We start from the raw sequence: 20,662 nt of genomic DNA, 5'->3' as shown, positions 1-20,662 counted from the left end.
CTTCTCACGCCTAGCCGATCTCGTCGAGGGAGCCCGCATCGCAACGTCGCCGCCAGACACTTATGGGTAACTGCAAGTTTTAGGCTGCGGTTACATCCACAGGCTCAACTGCGCCAGAACCGTGCCAGTAGCAGAACGTAAACAGACATAAGCTCTAGCCGACCGACCAGCATTCCGCCGACCATGATCCAGCGTGCCGCAGCCGGAAAACCATCCACCGCGCCGGTTGGCCCAACCTCGGGGCCAAAGGCTGGGCCAACGTTGGCCACGGCGGTCCAAGCTGCGGTAAACGCGGTTTTGGTTTCCAGCCCTGTCAAAGCCAAGGCCACAGCAACCACGCCAAAGGTCAGGATAAACAGGGTGAAAAATACGATGACTGACCCGATCACATCATCGCCCACGCGCCGCCCTGCATAGCGCACGTCGATCATCGCAGACGGGCTGTGCAAGCGGCGGATCTGCACCTTGATCGCCTCAAATAAAATCAGATAGCGAAACACCTTGACCGAACAGCCGGTGGAGGACGTACAGCCCCCGATCAGCCCGACCGTGATAAGCACCACAAAGGGAAACGGCCCCCAAGTCGACAGATCAACCGAGGCAAACCCAGTGCCGGAAAACGTGGACACAATGTTGAAACTGCTTTCTCGCAGTGATTCCAGGAAAGGGCGGTCAAAATGGTACATCTCATACGCCGTGACCGCCAAGGCGCCGTAGGCGTTCCAACGCACATAGGCCCGCACCTGCGGATCCCGCCAAAGCGGCGTAAAATTGCCCTGCGCCACCTGCACAAACCGGATAAACGGCATCGAGGCCAGCAGCATAAACACAATTGCCACCAGCTCCATCGAATGGGCAAATTTGCCGAATGAGATATCCGAACTGGAAAACCCACCTGTAGAAACGGTAGTCAACGCGTGGACGACAGCGTCAAAGCCGCTCATCCCCAAGGCGAAATAACAGGCCGCACAGGCAACGGTTAGCACGATGTAAATCTGGATCAGGGCCGTAGAAATATCCAGCGCGCGCGGCAAGATCTTGCCCAGCGTGTCAAAGCCCTCCGAGCGGAAAAACTGCATCCCGCCGACCTTCATAACCGGCAAAAAGATCAACGCGACGATAACAATCCCTACCCCGCCCAACCATTGCAAAATTCCGCGCCACAGGTTTACCCCCGGCGGCAGCGTATCAAGCCCGACAAACACCGTTGTGCCCGTGGTCGTCACCCCCGAAACGGCCTCAAACACTGCGTTAGTAATGGTCGCATCGGGCGCACCAAAAATAAACGGCAAGGCGCCAAAAGCGGGCAACATCACCCATGTTCCGGTCGTCAAAACAAAGCTTTGGCGCAGCGTGATACCTTGGCCCTTTGCGGTGCTGTTGGCGCAAGACAACGACAAGACCGCGCCCGCAAGGCAGGTCAAAACCGACGATTCCAGAAAGGCCATCCAATTGCCATCGCCAGACATATAATCCAGCGCCATCGGAAACAGCATCATCGCCCCCAAAGTGGCGATAAGCAAACCAATGATATATCCAACGGGTCGAAGATCAATCATTTTGCAGACTTGACGGCCCACAGCGCGGCTGTCAACCGCTTGGCTAACTGCGGCCCTTACTTGCGCCAAAAATTGGGCAGCACAATCACCAAAATCGCCAGCAACCCCAACCGGCCCAGCAGCATCGCAACCGTCATAATCACAATCGCGTCTTGTGGGAAATCAATGAACGTCCCCGTGCGCATCACCAACGGACCAAAGCCATAACCGACATTGCCCAGCGTTGTCCAAACCGCGAACAATGCCGAAACCGTATCGACCCCCGTCAAAGACACAGCAACGGTCATCGTGCCCAGCAGCAAAATATAGCCGGTGAAAAACAGGATCAGCCCGTTCAACACGTCATTTTCAACACGCCGCCCCTCATACTTCACGACGGCAACAGTGTTGGGGCTGGTGATTTGCGTCAAATGCGCGCGCAAAGCAGCCATTGCCACCTGTACCCGAAACACGCTTAACCCCGCCGCCGATGACCCCGAACACGCCCCGACCGTGCCGATCACAAAGGCCACAATCATCATAAAGCCGCCCCAAGCAGGAAAAGTGCCCGACGAATAGCCCGTGCTCGACATAATCGACGTCAGGTTGAAAACCGTCTCACGAAACGCAGGTTCCCACCCCATGTCGGTACGCCAGACCTGCCACAGCCAAACCATGAAAACAGCGCCGCCCAGCCATCGCATATAGGCGCGGATCTGTTCATCGCGCCACAATGGGCCCGCATCGCCGCGCACCAGCTGCACATAGCGCAAATAGGGATAGGACCCCAAAATCATAAAGATAGTGCTAACATACTCACCCGCACCCGGATATTTGCCCAAGGATTTATCCGAGGTCGAAAACCCGCCGGTCGAAATTGTCGTGGCCCCGTTCACAATGGCATCAAGGGGGGTCATGCCAACCAAGGCGTAACTGAAAATACACGCCACCGTCAGCAGCACATACACCCGTGCCAACTCGACCGCGAGGTCGGTTGCGCGGGGCAGCTCTTTGCCAAAGGTATCAAAGCCTTCGGTGCGGAAAAACTGCATGCCGCCCACCCGCATCAGCGGCAGGAAAATCATTGCGATAAACGCAATGCCAAGGCCGCCCAGCCAGTTCAACATCCCGCGCCACAAAATCAACCCGACCGGCATATCGTCCAATCCGAAAATCACGGTGGCACCCGTGGTGGTGATGCCCGAGACCGCCTCAAAATAGGCATCCGTGAACTGCAAATGCGGCGCGCCAAACATAAAGGGCAGTGCGCCAAAGGCGGGCACAAGCGCCCAAATTCCCGTCGTTAGCAGATAGGCTTGTTTTACCGAAAGGTTGCCGTGCAGCGCGTTTTGCGTGGACAAAACGACGCAAAGCCCAACAAGGCCGGTGACCATCGCGGCCTCAAGTATCTGTGCGCCATTCGAAACCCCAGCGCGCAAATCAACCACGGCTGGCGCCAACATCAAGATGGCGAGCACGATCAGGATACGCCCGATCACATAGGCAACTGGGCGTATGTCGATCATAATGCGGGTATCGGTATTACTGCGCTGGAAAAACGTCAATTGGGCGCAGATTCACGCCTGCGCCGCTGTGTCCGTTTGGCCGCAACTGGGGTCGAATTAACCGATATGAAACAAAGTCGTGAACAGTTTCGGGTCAAGACTTGTGGCCGCAAAGGTATCGCCAATCGTCAAAACGCTAACGGCGTCATGGCTGTGCAGGCTTTCTTGGTGACTGGCGACGATTCTAAAGTCACCCACACGGGGGTCTGCCTGCAATTGGGCGCAAAAACTGCGCGCGGCGTCTTCGACGAAAATCGGATGGGCGGCGTTCAGCTCGGCAAAGGCTTGTTCGTCTTCGCGCTTGACCATCACTTGCGTTTCAGTCGGCACAGCGGCACGGGCCAAATCGATAAGGTCCTCAAACCACAGGCATTTATCACCGACCAACTCTACCGAGATCCGCGCAACTGACCTTTGGCTATGCGGCGTGGCCAACTGCCCCCGTGTGCGCCGCGCGTGCTCCGACAGCTCCAAAGAACACGGGCAAGTGCTGGAATAGACATAGTCAAGATGCATGATGGTTTTGCGCACGCCGCCCAGATCGACCAGTTCCAGCGCGATGTCATAATACTGCCAGCCCGAAAGGCCCGAGCGCAGGCTTTCAATCTTCATCGGAAAGGAAAACCGCATCTGAATCCGCGCATCAAAGCTGTCTAAATCGCGCTTATAATCCTCCAAAGCACGTTCCATCACCTTGTAGCTAAAGGATTTTTCGGCATAGGCATAGAATGAGCGCATGATGCGGCTCATGTTGATGCCCTTCTTTTCGGCCTCAAGACTAACCGACCCAGTGACGCTGGTTTCCAGCATCACATCGGCCCCGTCGCGGGTGTGATAGCGGATCGGCAGGCGGAAATTGGAAATTCCGACATGCTGGATCAGGGTCTTTTCGCCCACGATCAGGCTGGCAGGGCCATTTTGCAAATCAGGCAAGCCCGCCTTATACGCCGCATCCACCTTGAAATCTGCAGGATATGTCGCCGAAAGCTGCGGATAATCCAAAGCTGCACCGGCCTTAGCCTCCCACGCCCGCACGACCGCAAGGGCGGCCTCGGCCTCTTCGCGGCTCGGGTTTGCGTCAATCTCTGGCGAATGAATGTTCATAGCACGTCCCCCAATGGGTTTTGGCCCAGCATATCGGCCTCATGTGACGATTTAGGGTCGCACCCACAAAAAGGCAACTGGCCCCCCCATCATAACAGACAAAGCCGCCGCGCGGGGGGGATTTTGTGCAAGGCGCGCTAAACCGCCGCCAAACCTTGCATCAAATCGCCGATCAAATCATCAGGGTCTTCCAACCCAACGGACAAGCGGATCAGCCCCGGCGTGATGCCAAGCTGCACCTTTTGCTCTTCGGGCAGGCGTTGGTGCGTGGTGGTATAGGGATGGGTTGCAATCGTTTTAGCATCGCCCAAGTTATTGGAAATTTTGATAATTTCCAACGCGTTCATAAAGCGGAACGCCGCATCCTTGCCGCCTTTGATGTCGAACGTCACCATCGTGCCACCCGACCCCAACTGCCGTGCCGCAAGGTCCGCCTGCGGGTGGCTGTAAAGCCCCGGATAGATCACACGCTCCAATCGCGCGTCCCCCTCCAGCCGCGCCGCAATCTTGGCGGCCGCCTCGGCCATTGCACGGCAGCGCAGATCCAACGTCGCCATGCCATTCAGCATGATCCACGCGGTAAACGGGCTCATCGATCCACCGCTATGCTTTAAATACGGTTCGGCCACTTTGCGAATAAAGTCGCGCGTGCCGCAAATTACGCCGCCCAGCGCACGGCCCTGCCCGTCCACATGCTTGGTCGTGGAATAAACAATCACATCGGCCCCTTGCTCGACCGCGCGAGAAAAGATCGGCGTGGCAAAGACATTATCCACTACCACCAGCGCACCCACCTTGTGCGCGATTCTGGAGACTGCTTCGATATCAATCAGCTCCAACGTCGGGTTCGACATCGACTCAAAGAAAACCGCCTTCGTGCCCAGCACACAGGCCTTTTCCCAGGCAGCAAGGTCGGTGCCGTCAACAAACGTGACCTGCACGCCATACCGCGTCAGAACCTCTTCCAGAATGTACAAACAAGACCCAAAAAGCGCGCGGGATGACACAACATGGTCCCCTGCCTTCAACATCGCCGTCAAAGCGCCCGAAACTGCCGCCATGCCGCTGGCCGTTGCAAATGCGTCCTCGGTGCCCTCAATCGCAGCAATCCGCTCTTCGAACATCCGCACTGTGGGGTTACCATAGCGGGCATAGATAAACTCATCATCGCCCGCCTTGATAAACCGCGCTTCGGCCGCTTCGGCGCTGTCATAGGCAAAGCCCTGCGTCAGAAAGATCGCCTCGGCCATCTCGCCATATTGGCTGCGGCGGCTGCCCTCATGCACCAATTGCGTGCGCGTTTTCCACTCTTTCGACATCCTGCGGCCCCCTGCGTTTGACACAGCCATAAAAAAAACCCGGCAACCCAAAAGGCGCCGGGACATCCCGAAACCTCTTTAGCGGAATATTTAACGTGGCCCGCAATCCGGTAACAAAGCGCCACAAATTTGAAATACGCCTGCGCCGCCGTCACGTCAACACCCCTTTCCACCCCAGTCGTTTTCCGCTTTGATACCCCAAATAACCGGAGACACCCATGCAAGACCCGATCGACCTTTACTACTGGCCCACCCCCAACGGCTGGAAAATCAGCATAGCGCTTGAGGAAATGGCCTTGCCCTACACCCTTCATCTGATAAACATCGGTGCCGGTGATCAGTTCAGCCCCGAGTTCCTGAAAATCGCGCCCAACAACCGGATGCCCGCGATCATCGATCCGAACGGCCCGGATAACGCGCCCATTTCAATCTTTGAATCGGGTGCAATCTTGCAATACCTTGCCCGCAAAACCGGCCTGTTTTATGGCAAAACGGAACGCGACCGCATCAGCACCGACCAGTGGTTGATGTGGCAAATGGGGGGCCTTGGGCCGATGGCTGGCCAAACCCACCACTTCCTTAAATACGCCCCTGCGATGGACCCGCCGAATGATCTGCCCTATGCAAAAGACCGCTATCGCAATGAAACCGCGCGGCTTTACGGCGTGATGGACCGTCAGCTTGCCAAAACCCAATATATCGCTGGTGATTTTCTCTCTATCGCTGATTTTGCCTGCTGGGGCTGGGCCTCGCTGTGGGAGGGTCAAGAACAAACGCTGGACGACAAACCCAACCTTGCACGCTGGCTTGATGAACTCTCAGCCCGCCCCGGTGTTATTGCAGGCCGCGCCCTCGCCGCCGATCTGCGCCGCGATGTCAGCAAAAACACCGACGCCCAGAAAAACATGTTCGGCAAAAAGCCCTAACCCGCATACCAAACGGGGGGCACCATTCACGGCGCCCCCTATCATCTGTTCTTAAATATCCACCTTGCTGCCGGTGGCCCCCAATCCACCCTGCCTAACGCTGCCCCGGTTGCGGCGTCAGCCAAAACACCGAGCGAAACAGCGCTGTCAGCAGGACATGATGCACCACCGGCCAGAATGCATAATAGACCATCCACCCCTCAACCGAGGCCGTTTTGATGACAGTTTCATTTAGCAAAATATAGGTCAGGTGCAGCACCAGCATCGATTGCGTCAATTCACGCGCATAGGGGGCAAAGGTTTTGCCCGGCCAATAGCCCCGCACCGTCTTATAACTGCCATCCAGCGCATCAACGGCAAACAGGATCACAAAGCCCAAGCTGACAAGGCTGGGCACATGCTGGCAAACAATCGGATATTGCGCGGCCAAGAACAAAGCCCCGAAGAGGAGGCACACCCAAACCAGCCATTTGCCCTCCGCAAGCCTGACTTTTCTGTGTGAGTATAGCAAAAACCGGGCGATTTGGCACAGCATAAAAGCAGTCGCAAACGCCATGAGCGGCTGCTCGGGCCACAGCGCCATCACCGCAGGATAGACAATCAGCAGCACAGCCGAGGGCAACATGCAGCGCGCCTCAATCATCGGGACTTTGGTGAACAACGCCGCAAAAAGCTGCAATGTCGTCCATATCCGCCTGTCCATGACGCTCTCCTTAATCACTGGCCACATCAGGGTGGTAGCCATGAAGTTTGGCACCACTAGGGCATAATTGCAGCACGCGGCGGAACCAATACGGCGCGCCTTGCGTTAGATTTTCAGCCCCCAAAGGGGGCCCCAACGCTAATCGGCCTTGGGGGAAATTGCGCGAAGGGCTACGGACACATGGAGACAGACACCACAGAGATCACAACGGCAGTCGATCTTAACCCCGAAAAGCTCTTGTCCAAGCTCGACAGTTGGCTGGATAAGGCAACACTGCTTTTACCGAATATTATCATCGCTTTGGTTTTCATAACCCTGATGTGGTACATCGCCCGCCTTATCGGCTTTTTGGTGCGCAAAGCCGCCAGTACTCGTGGCCGTGACAACCTTGGCCAAGTCTTTGGTGGGTTTATCCGTTGGGCGGTGTTCACCTTTGGTGGGTTGCTTGCGCTGACCATAGTTTTGCCAAACCTTAACCCCGCCGATCTCGTCGCAGGGCTTGGCATAGGATCGGTCGCTATTGGTTTTGCCTTCAAAGATATCTTGCAAAACTGGCTGGCGGGGATGCTGCTTTTGCTGAACCAGCCCTTCAACGTCGGCGATGAAATCATCGTGGGCGGTCATGAAGGCACGATTGAACGAATTGAAAGCCGCGCCACCCTGATCCGCACCTATGACGGCCAGCGCGTCATTATCCCCAACGCCGATCTTTATACCGATGTGGTTCAGGTGGTCACCGCCTATGAGGCGCGCCGGTTGCAGATGGATTTCGGCATCAGCTATGATGATGACATCGAGGCCGCGTGCAAAATCATGCTAGATACGCTTGCAGGCATCGAGGGGTTGGAAACAGACCCTGCCCCACAGGCGTTGCCATGGTCGCTCGATGCGTCATGGGTCACGATAAGGGTGCGTTGGTGGGTAAAGCCCGATGGCCCCATTATTGGCAGCCGTGTTTCGGTGCTGAAATCGGTAAAAGCTGCGCTTGAAAAGGCCGGGATCGACATCCCGTTCGAAATTCAAACCCAGATTTTCCGCGATGAAACCCCGCCCGAACTGGTGAAACAGCGCGCCGATATCTTGGGCGCCCCAGCGCAAGGCACTGCCTAACCGCAAAGGCGCGCGGCTGTTATGGCCGCGCGTTACGCATCATCCTTGGGTTTCTCGATCCCGTATTTCGCAAAAATCCGGCTTTGGGTCATGAAAAACAGAAACACTGCGGCGGTCAGACCAAAGGTTTTAAAATTCACCCAGACTTCGGTGGAAAACCCGCGCCAGATCACCTCATTCAACACGGCCAGCACTGCGAAAAACAGGGTTAGACGTTTGGTCAAAATCATCCAGCCTTCGCTTTCCATCGGCAGGCTTTCCCCCATCACGGCCTTTAGATACGATTCGCCGCGCAGCAGGCCAAAGCCCAAAATGCCCGCAAAAAGCGCATAGATCATCGTCGGTTTCATCTTGAAAAACCGCTCGTCATTCAGCCAGACAGATAGCCCGCCGAACACCACGACCAAAACCACCGTCATGATCTGCATCTTTGACAGCTTGCCCGTCAGCGCCCAAAGAATACCGGTCGACACAAGCATCAACGGAATAAACGCCGCTGTGGCCACGATGAACCCGTCATAATCAGTGCCGCCTATGGTAAAGGTTTGGCCCTTCATTTTCACATAGGCAATGAAAAACGCGGCCACCGGCCCCAGTTCCAAAAACAGTTTCAACCCGCCGCTGATCTTTTTTTCCGCCATATTTTATCCCATCATCTCAACAATCACGGCGCCCGCCGCGATCAGGGTCATCAGCCCCAGTTGTGCCTTTGTTACCCGTTCTTTCAGCACCAACCAACCGATCAATGCGGCAAAGACGGTCGAGGTTTCGCGCAGCACTGCCGCCTCGCCCACTTTATCCAGCCGTGTCGCCATCAGGATCGAGCCAAAGCTGAAAAATGCGACAAACGCCCCCAAAACGCCGCGCTTAAACAGCGGCACCGCCTCGGCGCGGGTCAACGCCAGCAATTCGCGCCGCATGATCAGCGGCATGAAAAACCCGTCGAACATGAAAAACCACGCAAGGAACGTGAACGGGTCATAGGTCGCGCGGATGCCATAGGCATCATAGGTCGTATACAGCGCCACAAAGGCCCCCGTGGCCACCGCATAACCCAAAGCCTGAACCAAGGTGTCGCGGGCGACGATGACATAGCGCAGATTATAGGCCGCAAGCCCGAATATCCCTGCCAGCAATGTGGCCAGCCCAACCCATTGGCCCGCGGTGAAATGCTCATCAAACAAGACCATCGCGCCTAGCACCGCAAACAGCGGTCCCGTGCCGCGCACGACGGGGTAAACCACAGTATAGGCGCCGCGGCTGTAGGTCATCGCTTGCAGGTATTTATAGCCCGCATGGATCACCATCGCGCCGATGAAAATGATCCACATATGCGGTTCGGGCCATGGCACGACAAACAGCGCAAAGGGGGCGGCGATTATGGCATAGCTGATATCAATCGCGCTGCGCGCCATCCACGGGTCGTGCTTGCCCTTTTGCAGTGCGCCAAACAGCGCGTGCAAAATTGCGGCAAGCAGGGCCAAAGCCAGTGCCAGATCGTGGCCAGCCGGGGTGCCCTCTAAGGTTCTGATCCAATCGCTCAAGTTGGCAAAAAGCGGGGGCCAGCCCCCGCACCCCCGGGATATTTGGGCCGAACAGAAAGCAGGCTCATTTATCTAGGCCTACGAGGGCGGCTGCAAACTCTTCGGGGTCAAAGGGGGCGAGGTCGTCGATTTGCTCGCCCACACCGATGGCATGAATTGGCAGGCCGAATTTATCGGCCAATGCCACCAGCACGCCGCCTTTGGCTGTGCCGTCGAGTTTGGTCATCACAAGGCCGGACACATCTGCAAGTTTTCGGAAAATCTCAACTTGGTTGACGGCATTTTGGCCGGTCGTGGCATCTAGTACCAAGAGGGTGTTATGCGGGGCCTCGGGGTCTTTTTTGCGGATCACACGGACGATTTTGGTCAACTCTTCCATCAAGTCGGCACGGTTTTGCAGGCGGCCTGCGGTGTCGATCAACAGCAGATCGGCGCCGATTTCCTGCGCCTTGGTCATCGCATCAAAGGCAAGGCTGGCGGGGTCTGACCCTTCGGGGGCGGTGAGCACCGGCACGCCTGCGCGTGTGCCCCAGACTTGCAATTGTTCCACCGCCGCCGCGCGGAATGTATCGCCTGCCGCGATTACCACCGATTTGCCTGCGGTCTTGAACTGACTGGCCAGCTTGCCAATCGTCGTGGTTTTGCCCGAGCCATTAACGCCGACCACCAGCACCACCTGCGGGCGCTTGGCATAAAGCGGCATCGGGCGGGCGACGGGTTCCATGATACGTGTGACTTCTGCGGCAAGGGCCAGTTTGATATCATGTGTGCTGACCCGTTTGCCCATCCGCCCCTCGGCGATATTGGCGGTGACGCGTAAAGCAGTTTCCACGCCCATATCGGCCTCGATCAACAGCTCCTCTAGGCTTTCGAGCAGGGCATCGTCAAATTCCCGCTTGGCCTCGACAGGGGCTTGCCCCATCAGGCGGCCAAGGATGCCGGGTTTGGCGGGGGACGGTTGGGCGGCAGCCTCTTCTGTCACCAACGCATCAAGCCCGTCGGTGATCTTTTCCGACGACCGCACCATCTTATTCCGCAGTTTTTTAAAGAATGACATCGCTGCCCCCGATGAACTTGGCCAATGAAACAGGCGTTGGGTGGGTTTCTTTTCACCTAATCAATCAAACGGCCTAGGGAAAGGCCTAAGCCGCCAAATCCACGCTTAACGCGCCTTGCAAGATCAGAAACTGGCCGATCCAATAGCTTGCCTAAAGCGTTATTGCGAAAACCAGGTGCCACGTGGTGATGCGCAGCACAAACAGCCCCTAGGCCAGCAGCACGTCTGGCAGGATGAACCGGCCCGCCGGCCAATACCGAAATCACCACGACATAGCCGCGCCCCTGCTCCGGCGATAAGCATCCAAAGATGAAGGATCATTTCACTTTCCTCTCGCGCACCTGCGGGTATGTTATGCAGCAACGGGCCTGCTTGCTATGTGGAAACAACCCGAAAAGGAAAACGGATGCCTCGCATGCCATTGTTTGCACTGGCCACACTGACGCCGCTTTTGCTGCTGTGCCTTGCGGTGCCATTTGGCGGGCTGTGGGTGCTGCTGGCGGTTTTATACATGGGGGTGTTCACGGCGCTGCTGGATCAGCTGATCCCGATGGTCCTGCCCGACGCGGTTGAGGGCGCTGAATTTCCGGCGGCGGATGCGTTGCTTTTGGTCTTGGGGCTGGGGCATCTTATCGCCTTTCCTTTGGTGGTTTGGGCGGTGGCGGGGCCAAGCGGGCTGATGGTTTGGGAACGGGTTTTACTGGCCCTTGCGGCGGGGCAGTGGTTTGGCCAAGTCTCCAACCCCTGCGCGCATGAGCTGATCCATAAGGGCAACCGCGCGCTTTATGCTTTGGGCGTGGTGGTTTACGCGACGATGCTGTTTGGCCACCATGCCTCGGCGCACCGCCTTGTGCATCACCGCGCGGCCGCCAGCTTGGATGACCCAAATACCGCAAGACGGGGTGAGACGTTCTATCAGTTCTGGCCGCGCGCGTGGGCGGGATCGTATCGCGCAGGGCTGCGGGCTGAAACGCTGCGGCGGCGCGGCAAAGGGCTGCATCCTTATGCGGTCTATACTCTGATCTCGGCGGCATCACTGGCCGTGGGGTTTGCGTTGGCGGGGCTTGCGGGGGCGGCGGTGTGGCTGGCGCTTGCGGTGTACGGGCACAGCCAGTTGCTGCTGGCCGATTATGTGCAGCACTACGGCTTGCTGCGCGCAACGCTGCACAATGGCAAGTTAGAGCCGGTGAACGCGCGCCACAGCTGGAACGCCCCGCAGTGGTTTTCTTCGGCCTTGATGCTGAACGCGCCGCGCCACTCCGACCATCATGCCCATCCAAGCCGCCCCTACCCCGCGCTGCGTCTACCTGCGGCGGGCGATGCGCCATTCCTGCCCTATCCCTTGCCTTTGTGCTGTAGCATGGCCCTTGCCCCGCGCCTTTGGCAGCGCGTCATGGCCAAACGCTTGGACAAGTGGCAGGCCCACATAGCTGTGACTGGCAATCTTGCGCCGGATGCGCCATCCTTGGCCCAAGCCAAACAACGCTAAAGGACCGCCCAACATGCGCGCGCTCATCCTATCCTTACTTGCCATGACTGGCGCCCTGCTTTCCGGCACCGCCGGACAGGCACAAACCAACCTGACGGGCAAGGAATTTGAGGCCTATGCCACCGGCAAAACCCTGACCTATGCGTCAAACGGGCAGGTTTACGGGGTTGAACAATATTTGCCCAACCGCCGTGTTCGCTGGGCCTTTGTTGATGATACCTGCCGTATCGGCCATTGGTATGAGGACGCGGGCGAAATCTGCTTTATCTATGAACATGACGCCACCCCGCAATGCTGGACCTTCCAAATGGACGGCGGCAAGCTGATGGCGCGGTTTGTATCCGAACCGCCCGCGACCGAGCTGAATGAGGTAAACCAAACCACTGAACCTTTGGCCTGTACCGGCCCGGATATCGGCGTTTAGCCTACAAAAACCGAACCTCTATCTCAAGCGAGGCGTTATTTTCCGCAGAAAAATCGGTTCAGCTTACCAAAACCTTGCACAAACCGAACATATCTAGAAAAGACTGCCTTGCCCGCCCGACTCCGCTGGTGGTTCCTTTGGCGGTGTTTTCGACGCAGTCTTGGGGGACGGTTTGGGCGGGGTGGGGTTGCTTGGAGTGCTGGCCCCGACCGCAAAGCGGCCATCGTGGAACTCAATCTCCAGCGCCCCAGCCTTTGCGGCCGCAATCTTGGTGGTGATCACGCCTGCCTCACCGCGCACAACGGCATAGCCGCGCCGCAAAGTTTCGGCATAGCCCAAGGTTTGGCGCGTGCGGTCCAGCGCATGCAACCGTTTGCCCAGATCGGCCAGCCGCAGCGCAGGGGCCGCTTGCAGGCGCGCATCCAAGCCCACCAGCTTATCACGTGACCGCGCAATATCGCGGCCAGCGTCGGCAAAAGCGCGGTCCAAGGCAGGGGCCAAGCGCTGGGAAACTACCGCCAGCCTCTCGCCCGCCCGTTCCATTCGGCGGGTTTGTGCATGGGTCAAAGCGCGGCCGCGTTCCTCCAACCGATCACCGCGCCGTACCACCAAATCCAGCAGCAGCTTTGGCCGCATCGGCCCCGCTGCACGGTCTAAGGCGCTGCGTTTGGCGCTGGTTGCCAGCACCAATGCCCCGCCCAGACGCCCAGACCACAGGTCAAACCGCTGGGCCGCCGCTTGGGTCAGCCTGTCCAATTGGGGCAAAGCGCGACCCAAATCGCGCAAACGCTGCCCGCGCAGACCCACCATTTGCACCACCGCCCGCGACAGCCGCGCACCTTGCCCGTCAAGGCCTGCAATCAGCTCCATCCGCACCGGCACCGCCATTTCGGCCGCCGCCGTGGGGGTGGGCGCGCGCATATCACTGGCAAAGTCGATCAAGGTGGTATCGGTTTCATGCCCCACGGCCGAGATCAGCGAAATCCGGCTTTCGGCAGCGGCCCGCACAACGATTTCCTCGTTAAACCCCCACAGATCCTCAAGTGACCCACCGCCCCGAGCAACAATAATCAAATCAGGCCTCGGCACCGGCCCACCCGGTGTGATTGCGTTGAACCCGCGAATCGCTGCGGCCACCTCGGGCGCGCAGGCTTGGCCTTGCACCGCCACCGGCCAGATCAGCACATGGCGCGGAAAGCGGTCGCGCAACCGGTGCAAAATATCGCGGATCACAGCACCCGAAGGCGAGGTGACTACGCCGATCACCTTTGGCAAATAGGGCAGCGCGCGTTTTCGGCTTGCGTCAAACAGCCCCTCGGCGGCCAGCGCTATGCGCCGCGCCTCGAGCATCGCCATCAAGGCCCCTGCCCCCGCCGGCGCGATGCTTTCCACGATCAACTGATATTTCGATTGGCCGGGAAAGGTGGTCATCCGACCCGTCGCCACCACTTCCATCCCCTCTTCGGGGCGGACCTGCATTTTGGAAACCTGCCCTTTCCAACTGATCGCAGCAATCACCGAGCGGTCATCTTTCAGGTCAAAATACATATGCCCTGACGCCGGACGCGACACACGGCCAATTTCGCCACGCACACGCACAAGGCCAAATTCGCCCTCAATCACCCGTTTTACCGCGCCAGAAAGTTCCGACACGGTGAATTCGGGTGAGTTGCCGGTTGGCGCGGGGCCATCTTCGAATAGGTCAGACATCATGAGCCTTCTTGTGATCTGCGTATCAAGACCTTAGAACGCCAGCCAACAAAGGCCAAGCGGGGGACAAGATGAATATCCTAATTTTGGGCAGCGGCGGGCGTGAACACAGCCTTGCTTGGGCCATCAAGCAAAACCCGAAATGTGATCGGCTGATCGTGGCACCGGGCAATGCGGGCATTGCGATGCTGGCCGAATGCGCAAGTTTCAACATCATGGACGCTGCTGCAGTTGTCACCTTTTGCGAAGAGAACGCGATTGATTTCGTAGTGATCGGCCCCGAGGCCCCGCTGGCCGAAGGTGTTGCCGATGCCACCCGCGCAGCAGGTTTGCTGACGTTCGGGCCGTCGAAAGCGGCGGCACGGCTTGAGGCGTCAAAAGCGTTTACCAAAGAGATTTGCGATGCGTGTAACGCGCCCACCGCTGGCTATGCCCGCTTTACCGATGCGGCATCCGCGCGGGACTATGTGACCAAGCATGGCGCGCCTTTGGTGATTAAAGCCGATGGTTTGGCCGCTGGCAAAGGCGTGATCATGGGCATGACGCTGACCGAGGCACTGGACGGCATTGATGAGATTTTCGGCGGGGCCTTTGGTGCGGCGGGTGCCGAAGTGGTGATTGAGGAATTCATGGAAGGCGAAGAGGCCAGCCTGTTCATTCTGTCAGACGGCGTGAATTGCCTCGCCGTTGGCACAGCCCAAGACCACAAGCGCGTGGGTGATGGCGATACCGGCCCGAATACCGGCGGGATGGGGGCCTATTCGCCTGCACCGGTTTTGACGGATGCAATTTTGGAAGAAACGATGGCGCAGATCGTGCGCCCCACCGTGGCCGAAATGGCCCGTCGCGGAACGCCGTTTGAAGGTGTGCTCTATGCTGGCCTGATGATCAAAGACGGACATGCGCGGCTGGTGGAATATAATGTGCGCTTTGGTGACCCAGAGTGCCAAGTGCTGATGATGCGGCTGGGCGCGCAAGCGCTTGATTTGCTGCTGGCCTGCGCCAAAGGCGAATTGGCGGGTGCGCAGGTGAATTGGGCCGAGGATCACGCGCTTTCGGTGGTTATGGCGGCCAATGGCTATCCAGGCACGCCGGAAAAAGGCAGCGTGATTGGCGGGCTGGGCGCCCTACCCGAAGACAGCTTTAACATGGTGTTTCATGCAGGCACCGCAGCGCACGATGGCGAGGTTATTGCAACTGGTGGCCGCGTGTTGAACGTGACGGCGCGGGGCGACAATTTAGCCGCTGCACGCGACCGCGCCTATGCCATGGTGGATGCGATTGATTGGCCAGGCGGGTTTTGCCGCCGCGATATCGGCTGGCGCGCGCTTTAAGCCCAAAGGTAGCACCCGTGACCACCTGCGGGTTTTAGGTATTTAGACCAAGATGAAATCAGCGCTCTTGCGCGGCCTGTCCCCCTTGCGCCCGGTTGGATAGCCGCATATGAAGCGCCAACTTTTGGGGCCGGGGGAGGAATCCATGCCGCTTCTCGTGATGAAATTTGGGGGCACTTCGGTTGCCGACTTGGCGCGCATCAAAAATGCGGCGCTAAAGGTGAAGCGTGAGGTTGAACGCGGGTATGACGTTATCGTCATCGTCAGCGCAATGTCGGGCAAAACCAATGAGTTGGTGGGCTGGGTTGAACAAACCTCGCCGCTGTATGATGCGCGTGAATATGATGCCGTGGTGTCGTCTGGTGAGAACGTCACCGCCGGTTTGATGGCGCTGACCTTGCAAGAGATGGATGTGCCAGCCCGCAGCTGGCAAGGTTGGCAAGTGCCGATCAACACCACTTCGGCACATGCCTCGGCGCGGTTCAAATCGATTCCGTCCGATAATATCAACGCCAAGTTTGCCGAAGGCTTTAAGGTTGCCGTGGTTGCAGGCTTTCAAGGCGTGTCGCCCGAGGGCCGCATAACGACGCTGGGCCGTGGCGGATCTGACACCACAGCCGTTGCCTTTGCAGCCGCGTTCAACGCCGAGCGCTGTGATATTTATACCGATGTTGATGGCATTTATACCACCGACCCGCGCATCACCGACAAAGCGCGCAAGCTGGATAAAATCGCCTTTGAAGAAATGCTGGAACTGGCCTCGCTTGGCGCAAAGGTTCTGCAAACCCGCTCGGTTGAATTGGCGATGCGCTTTAAGGTGCGTCTGCGGGTTCTGTCCTCGTTTGAGGAAACCGATGAAAACTCTGGCACTCTTGTCTGTGACGAGGATGAAATCATGGAATCGAAAGTTGTTTCTGGCGTCGCCTATTCGCGCGATGAGGCGAAGATTACCCTTGTGACCGTGGCTGACCGCCCCGGCATTGCCGCCGCGATCTTTGGGCCACTGTCCGAGGCGGGCGTGAACGTCGATATGATCGTGCAAAACATCTCGGAAAAAGCCGATGGTGGCGCGGTGACCGACATGACATTTTCTTGCCCTGTCAACCAAGTGGCACGCGCCTGCAAAGCGATGGAAGATGCCAAAGCCGCAGGCAGCATCAACTTTGTCGAGTTGAACGTGGATAGCGATGTCGCCAAAATTTCGGTCGTTGGAATCGGCATGCGGTCACACGCTGGGGTTGCAGCGACTATGTTTAAGGCACTTTCCGCCGAGAACGTAAATATAAAGGTCATTTCCACGTCTGAGATCAAAATCTCGGTGCTGATTGACCGGAAATATATGGAACTTGCTGTCCAAGCACTGCATGATGCCTTTGAATTGGACAAAGCGGGCTAAACCGCCGTCCAAGCTGGGGGATCATGCCGGAACGTAGTGAAAGCGACAGCCGCAAGCTTTTGAAGCGCTTGCGCGACAGTCTTGCCGAGCCGGGCCAAGGCCAGGAACGGTTGAACCGGGTCACCCATCTGATCGCAGATTCGATGCATACCGAGGTGTGCTCGATCTATCTGTTTCGCGATACGGAAACCTTGGAGCTTTGCGCCTCCGAAGGCCTGTTGGCGGAATCGGTACACCAAACCCGCCTGCGTTTGGGTGAAGGGCTTGTGGGCCGCGTGGCCCGTACAGCCGTACCGGTAAACACCGCCAACGCCCCCTCGGAAAAAGGGTTTCGGTTTATGCCCGAAACGGGCGAAGAGATTTACTCTTCTTTCCTTGGAGTGCCAATCCAACGGGTTGGTGAAAAACTGGGCGTACTGGTCGTGCAATCCAAAGCCGCCCGCCAGTTTTCGGATGATGAGGTTTATGCGCTGGAAGTCGTCGCCATGGTTTTGGCCGAGATGACCGAGCTTGGTGCCTTCCTTGGCGAGGGTGCTGCCTTGGGTGCGCTGCACAAACAGCCCGTCATGTTTCGTGGTGCAACCGGCCAAGAGGGCAGCGCCGAAGGCCAAGTTTGGCTGCATGAAGCGCGCGTGGTTGTCACCAACCCTGTCGCCGATGACCCCGAAGTTGAGCTAACCCGCATCCGTGCCGCCGTTGGCGAATTGCGGGTGTCGGTTGATGACCTTCTGGCCGCGCAAAGCCTTGATAAAGAGCAGAAAAAGGTTCTTGAAGCCTACCGCATGTTTGCCCATTCGCGCGGCTGGCTGCGCCGGATGGAGGAAGACATTCAGGCAGGGCTTTCTGCCGAAGCAGCTGTTGAGAAAGAGCAATCCGCCACCCGTGCGCGCCTGTCTCAGGTGCCCGATGCGTACTTGCGTGACCGTTTACACGACCTCGATGACCTGTCGAACCGGCTGCTGCGCATTCTGACGGGTCAAGGCCGTGATACCGGCGCAGAGCTGCCCGAAAACCCTGTGCTTGTGGCCCGCAATATCGGCCCTGCCGAGTTGCTGGAATACGGCCGCAGCCTGCGCGGTGTGGTCCTGTCCGAAGGCTCAGTCGGCTCGCATGCAGCGATTGTGGCGCGGGCGCTGGCGATACCTTTGGTGATCCATGCCGATGGGGTAGTTGTCGAGGCGCTGAACGGCGATGCGATATTGGTTGATGGCGATCAGGGCATCGTGCATTTGCGCCCCGAAGAATCGGTCGCCGCCGCCTTTCGCGACAAAATCGCCATGCAAACGCAAGCGCAACTGCGCTATGCCGACCTTCGCGACAAGCCTGCACTGTCACTGGATGGCCGCGAAATCAGCCTGCATATGAACGCGGGCCTTATGGCCGATCTGCCCAGCCTTGAAAGCTCGGGTGCTGAAGGCGTTGGCCTGTTTCGCACAGAATTGCAGTTTCTGATCCGCAACAAGATGCCAAAGCGGGATGAGCTGGCACGGCTTTACGCCCGCGTTATGGATGCCGCCAAAGGCCGACGCGTGGCCTTTCGCACGCTTGATATCGGGTCGGACAAAGTGCTGCCCTACATGAAGCCGCAAGATGAGCCGAACCCCGCCATGGGTTGGCGCGCGATCCGCGTGGGGCTGGATAAACCCGGGGTGCTGCAAATGCAGGCGCAGGCGCTTATCCGGGCTGCGGCGGGCCGCCCTTTGTCAATCATGTTTCCGTTTATCGCCGAATATGCCGAATATATTGATGCCCGCGCCTATGTTTTGGCGCAGGTCGAGCGTGAGGGTGCGCTTGGCCACCCGACGCCTGAAACGCTTGAAATCGGCGCGATGCTGGAAACTCCCAGCCTTGCCTTTGCGCCGCGTGAGTTCTTTGAAACGACAGATTTTCTGTCAATTGGCGGCAACGACCTAAAGCAGTTTTTCTTTGCCGCCGACCGTGAAAACGAACGTGTGCGCCGCCGGTATGATACGCTAAACGCGTCATTCCTTGGGCTTATTCGCCAAATCATCGATCGCTGCGCCGAAAGCGGCACCACACTTTCCTTTTGTGGCGAAGATGCCGGTCGCCCGGTTGAAGCGATCTGTCTGGCGGCAATCGGCCTGCAAAACCTGTCCATGCGCCCCGCGTCCATCGGTCCTGTCAAAAGCCTGATCCGCCGCACCGACCTTGCCGCCCTGCGCGAGGTGATTAATGCCGAATGCGCCAAAGGCAGTGTCTCGGTGCGCCCCGCCGTCATGGAATTTCTAGCCAAAGACGCAAATTAGGCCCCGTCTGGCAAGATCTCGCCAAGCCGTTGGCGGCCCATCGCTGCTTGATTTCGATAAATTTGTCGAAAAAGATTGAGGTATGCCCCCAATTCAGCCCACACTTCCCTTGGATCACGCAAACTAAGACGTGGCGCTACACCTTGGAGGAGGACACTATGTCAAAAATGACCGCAACCCTGCGCAGCCTTGTGGCCGGTGCTGTAATCGCATCTGCCCCTGCGGCATCGCATGCGCAAGAATTCATTAACGTACTGACGGGCGGCACATCGGGCGTTTATTACCCCGTAGGTTCGGCGCTCGCCACACTCTACGGCGAAAAGATGCCAAACGTGCAGGCGCAGGTTCAGTCGACCAAAGCATCGGTTGAAAACCTGAACCTTTTGCAACAGGGCAAGGGCGAATTGGCCTTGGCGCTTGGCGATTCCGTGAAATTCGCCTGGGAAGGCAATGCGGATGTTGGCTTTAAAGAACCCCTGACAAAACTGCGCGGTATTGCTGCGGCCTATCCAAACTATATCCAGATCGCGGCCACCGCGGACAGCGGAATCAAAACGCTGGCGGATCTGAAAGGCAAAAGCCTGTCGGTTGGCGCGCCAAAATCGGGCACCGAGTTGAACGCGCGCGCCATTCTTGAAGCCGCAGGCATGAGCTATGATGACATGTCCAAGGTCGAATACCTGCCTTTCGCCGAATCGGTCGAACTGCAAAAGAACCGTCAGCTTGACGCGACCTTGCAATCGGCTGGTGTTGGCGTGGCCTCGATCAAAGATCTTGCGACAGCGATGCCGACCCAAATCGTCGCCATTCCGGGTGATGTAGTCGAAAAGCTTGGCGCGCCCTTTGTTGCGGGCGTCATCCCCGCGGGCACTTATGAAGGCCAGACCGAAGATGTGCCCACGGTGGCGGTCATGAACTTCTTTGTGACCAGCGAAGATGTGCCAGAAGAAACCGCCTATATGATGACCAAGCTGATGTTTGAAAACCTGCCGACGCTGGTTGCTGCGCATAAATCGGCAGCACAGATCACCCTTGAAACCGCGCTGACCGGCATGCCGATCCCGCTGCATCCGGGTGCCGAGCGTTACTACCGCGAAGTTGGCTTGATTAAGTAAACCAACAAAACTGACCAAGGGGCGGCCTTTAAAACAGGGGCCGCCCCAGTCTTTGCAGCTG

17 protein-coding genes and 1 riboswitch are annotated in these 20,662 nt (G+C 57.9%); of the genes, 8 read left to right on the top strand and 9 right to left on the bottom strand.

Annotated elements, in window-relative coordinates; genetic code table 11:
* Positions 1-104: 104 nt before the first annotated feature.
* From ACEN2J_RS12335 to metZ, 4 genes are all read right to left on the bottom strand, one after another.
* Positions 105-1,559: a TrkH family potassium uptake protein gene (locus ACEN2J_RS12335; RefSeq protein WP_442106210.1), complete on the bottom strand. Its 1,455-nt coding sequence runs from the start codon at positions 1,557-1,559 to the stop codon at positions 105-107.
* A gap of 56 nt (positions 1,560-1,615) precedes the next feature.
* Complete coding sequence (locus ACEN2J_RS12330; RefSeq protein ID WP_442106208.1) at positions 1,616-3,064, bottom strand: TrkH family potassium uptake protein; 1,449 nt, start codon at positions 3,062-3,064, stop codon at positions 1,616-1,618.
* Between the two features lie 96 nt (positions 3,065-3,160).
* The gene (gene folE2, locus ACEN2J_RS12325; protein WP_442106206.1) at positions 3,161-4,207 is read right to left on the bottom strand and encodes a GTP cyclohydrolase FolE2; all 1,047 of its coding nucleotides are present in this window, start codon (positions 4,205-4,207) and stop codon (positions 3,161-3,163) included.
* A gap of 137 nt (positions 4,208-4,344) precedes the next feature.
* A complete protein-coding gene (gene metZ, locus ACEN2J_RS12320; protein ID WP_442106205.1) occupies positions 4,345-5,526 on the bottom strand; it encodes an O-succinylhomoserine sulfhydrylase in 1,182 nt (393 codons plus the stop codon).
* A gap of 57 nt (positions 5,527-5,583) precedes the next feature.
* A riboswitch (SAM riboswitch) is annotated at positions 5,584-5,661 on the bottom strand.
* An 83-nt stretch (positions 5,662-5,744) separates the two neighbouring features.
* On the opposite strand from metZ, the gene ACEN2J_RS12315 reads away from it, so the two are divergent.
* Positions 5,745-6,452, top strand: coding sequence for a glutathione S-transferase N-terminal domain-containing protein (locus ACEN2J_RS12315; RefSeq protein ID WP_442106204.1), 708 nt, complete (start codon positions 5,745-5,747; stop codon positions 6,450-6,452).
* 94 nt (positions 6,453-6,546) lie between these two features.
* Here ACEN2J_RS12315 and ACEN2J_RS12310 read toward each other — a convergent pair whose 3' ends face one another.
* A complete protein-coding gene (locus ACEN2J_RS12310) occupies positions 6,547-7,155 on the bottom strand; it encodes a hypothetical protein (RefSeq protein ID WP_442106202.1) in 609 nt (202 codons plus the stop codon).
* Positions 7,156-7,335: 180 nt separating this feature from the next.
* Here ACEN2J_RS12310 and ACEN2J_RS12305 point away from each other — a divergent pair, with 180 nt between their 5' ends.
* Complete coding sequence (locus ACEN2J_RS12305; RefSeq protein ID WP_442106201.1) at positions 7,336-8,265, top strand: mechanosensitive ion channel family protein; 930 nt, start codon at positions 7,336-7,338, stop codon at positions 8,263-8,265.
* Between the two features lie 32 nt (positions 8,266-8,297).
* Here ACEN2J_RS12305 and ACEN2J_RS12300 read toward each other — a convergent pair whose 3' ends face one another.
* From ACEN2J_RS12300 to ftsY, 3 genes are all read right to left on the bottom strand, one after another.
* The gene (locus ACEN2J_RS12300) at positions 8,298-8,906 is read right to left on the bottom strand and encodes an inner membrane-spanning protein YciB (RefSeq protein WP_442106200.1); all 609 of its coding nucleotides are present in this window, start codon (positions 8,904-8,906) and stop codon (positions 8,298-8,300) included.
* 3 nt (positions 8,907-8,909) lie between these two features.
* Complete coding sequence (locus ACEN2J_RS12295) at positions 8,910-9,809, bottom strand: EamA family transporter (RefSeq protein WP_442106198.1); 900 nt, start codon at positions 9,807-9,809, stop codon at positions 8,910-8,912.
* A gap of 64 nt (positions 9,810-9,873) precedes the next feature.
* Positions 9,874-10,866, bottom strand: a complete 993-nt coding sequence (gene ftsY, locus ACEN2J_RS12290) for a signal recognition particle-docking protein FtsY (protein WP_442106197.1) — start codon at positions 10,864-10,866, stop codon at positions 9,874-9,876.
* A gap of 415 nt (positions 10,867-11,281) precedes the next feature.
* On the opposite strand from ftsY, the gene ACEN2J_RS12285 reads away from it, so the two are divergent.
* Entirely contained in the window at positions 11,282-12,355 is a 1,074-nt protein-coding gene (locus ACEN2J_RS12285; RefSeq protein WP_442106196.1) for an alkane 1-monooxygenase, read from the top strand.
* Between the two features lie 13 nt (positions 12,356-12,368).
* Entirely contained in the window at positions 12,369-12,779 is a 411-nt protein-coding gene (locus tag ACEN2J_RS12280; protein ID WP_442106195.1) for a hypothetical protein, read from the top strand.
* A gap of 93 nt (positions 12,780-12,872) precedes the next feature.
* On the opposite strand, the gene xseA is transcribed toward ACEN2J_RS12280, so the two are convergent.
* Positions 12,873-14,489 carry an exodeoxyribonuclease VII large subunit gene (xseA, locus tag ACEN2J_RS12275; protein WP_442106194.1) on the bottom strand — a complete coding sequence of 539 codons (1,617 nt, stop codon included), beginning with the start codon at positions 14,487-14,489 and terminating at the stop codon, positions 12,873-12,875.
* 71 nt (positions 14,490-14,560) lie between these two features.
* Between xseA and purD the strand changes: the two genes are divergently transcribed.
* The 4 genes from purD (at position 14,561) to ACEN2J_RS12255 (ending at position 20,601) form a co-directional block, all read left to right on the top strand.
* Positions 14,561-15,823 (top strand): phosphoribosylamine--glycine ligase, encoded by a 1,263-nt coding sequence (gene purD / locus ACEN2J_RS12270; RefSeq protein WP_442106192.1) that lies wholly within the window; start codon positions 14,561-14,563, stop codon positions 15,821-15,823.
* 145 nt (positions 15,824-15,968) lie between these two features.
* A complete protein-coding gene (locus tag ACEN2J_RS12265) occupies positions 15,969-17,219 on the top strand; it encodes an aspartate kinase (RefSeq protein ID WP_442106214.1) in 1,251 nt (416 codons plus the stop codon).
* 23 nt (positions 17,220-17,242) lie between these two features.
* On the top strand, positions 17,243-19,486 hold the full coding sequence (ptsP, locus tag ACEN2J_RS12260) for a phosphoenolpyruvate--protein phosphotransferase (RefSeq protein WP_442106191.1): 2,244 nt from the start codon (positions 17,243-17,245) through the stop codon (positions 19,484-19,486).
* 158 nt (positions 19,487-19,644) lie between these two features.
* Positions 19,645-20,601 carry a TAXI family TRAP transporter solute-binding subunit gene (locus ACEN2J_RS12255; RefSeq protein ID WP_442106190.1) on the top strand — a complete coding sequence of 319 codons (957 nt, stop codon included), beginning with the start codon at positions 19,645-19,647 and terminating at the stop codon, positions 20,599-20,601.
* Positions 20,602-20,662 lie beyond the last annotated feature (61 nt).

The sequence above is a fragment of the Pseudorhodobacter sp. W20_MBD10_FR17 genome (genome assembly GCF_052119765.1).
Classification (GTDB): Bacteria; Pseudomonadota; Alphaproteobacteria; order Rhodobacterales; family Rhodobacteraceae; genus Pseudorhodobacter.
The sequence above is the reverse complement of the archived record's forward strand: the minus strand, read 5'-3'. Positions and strand labels throughout refer to the sequence as shown.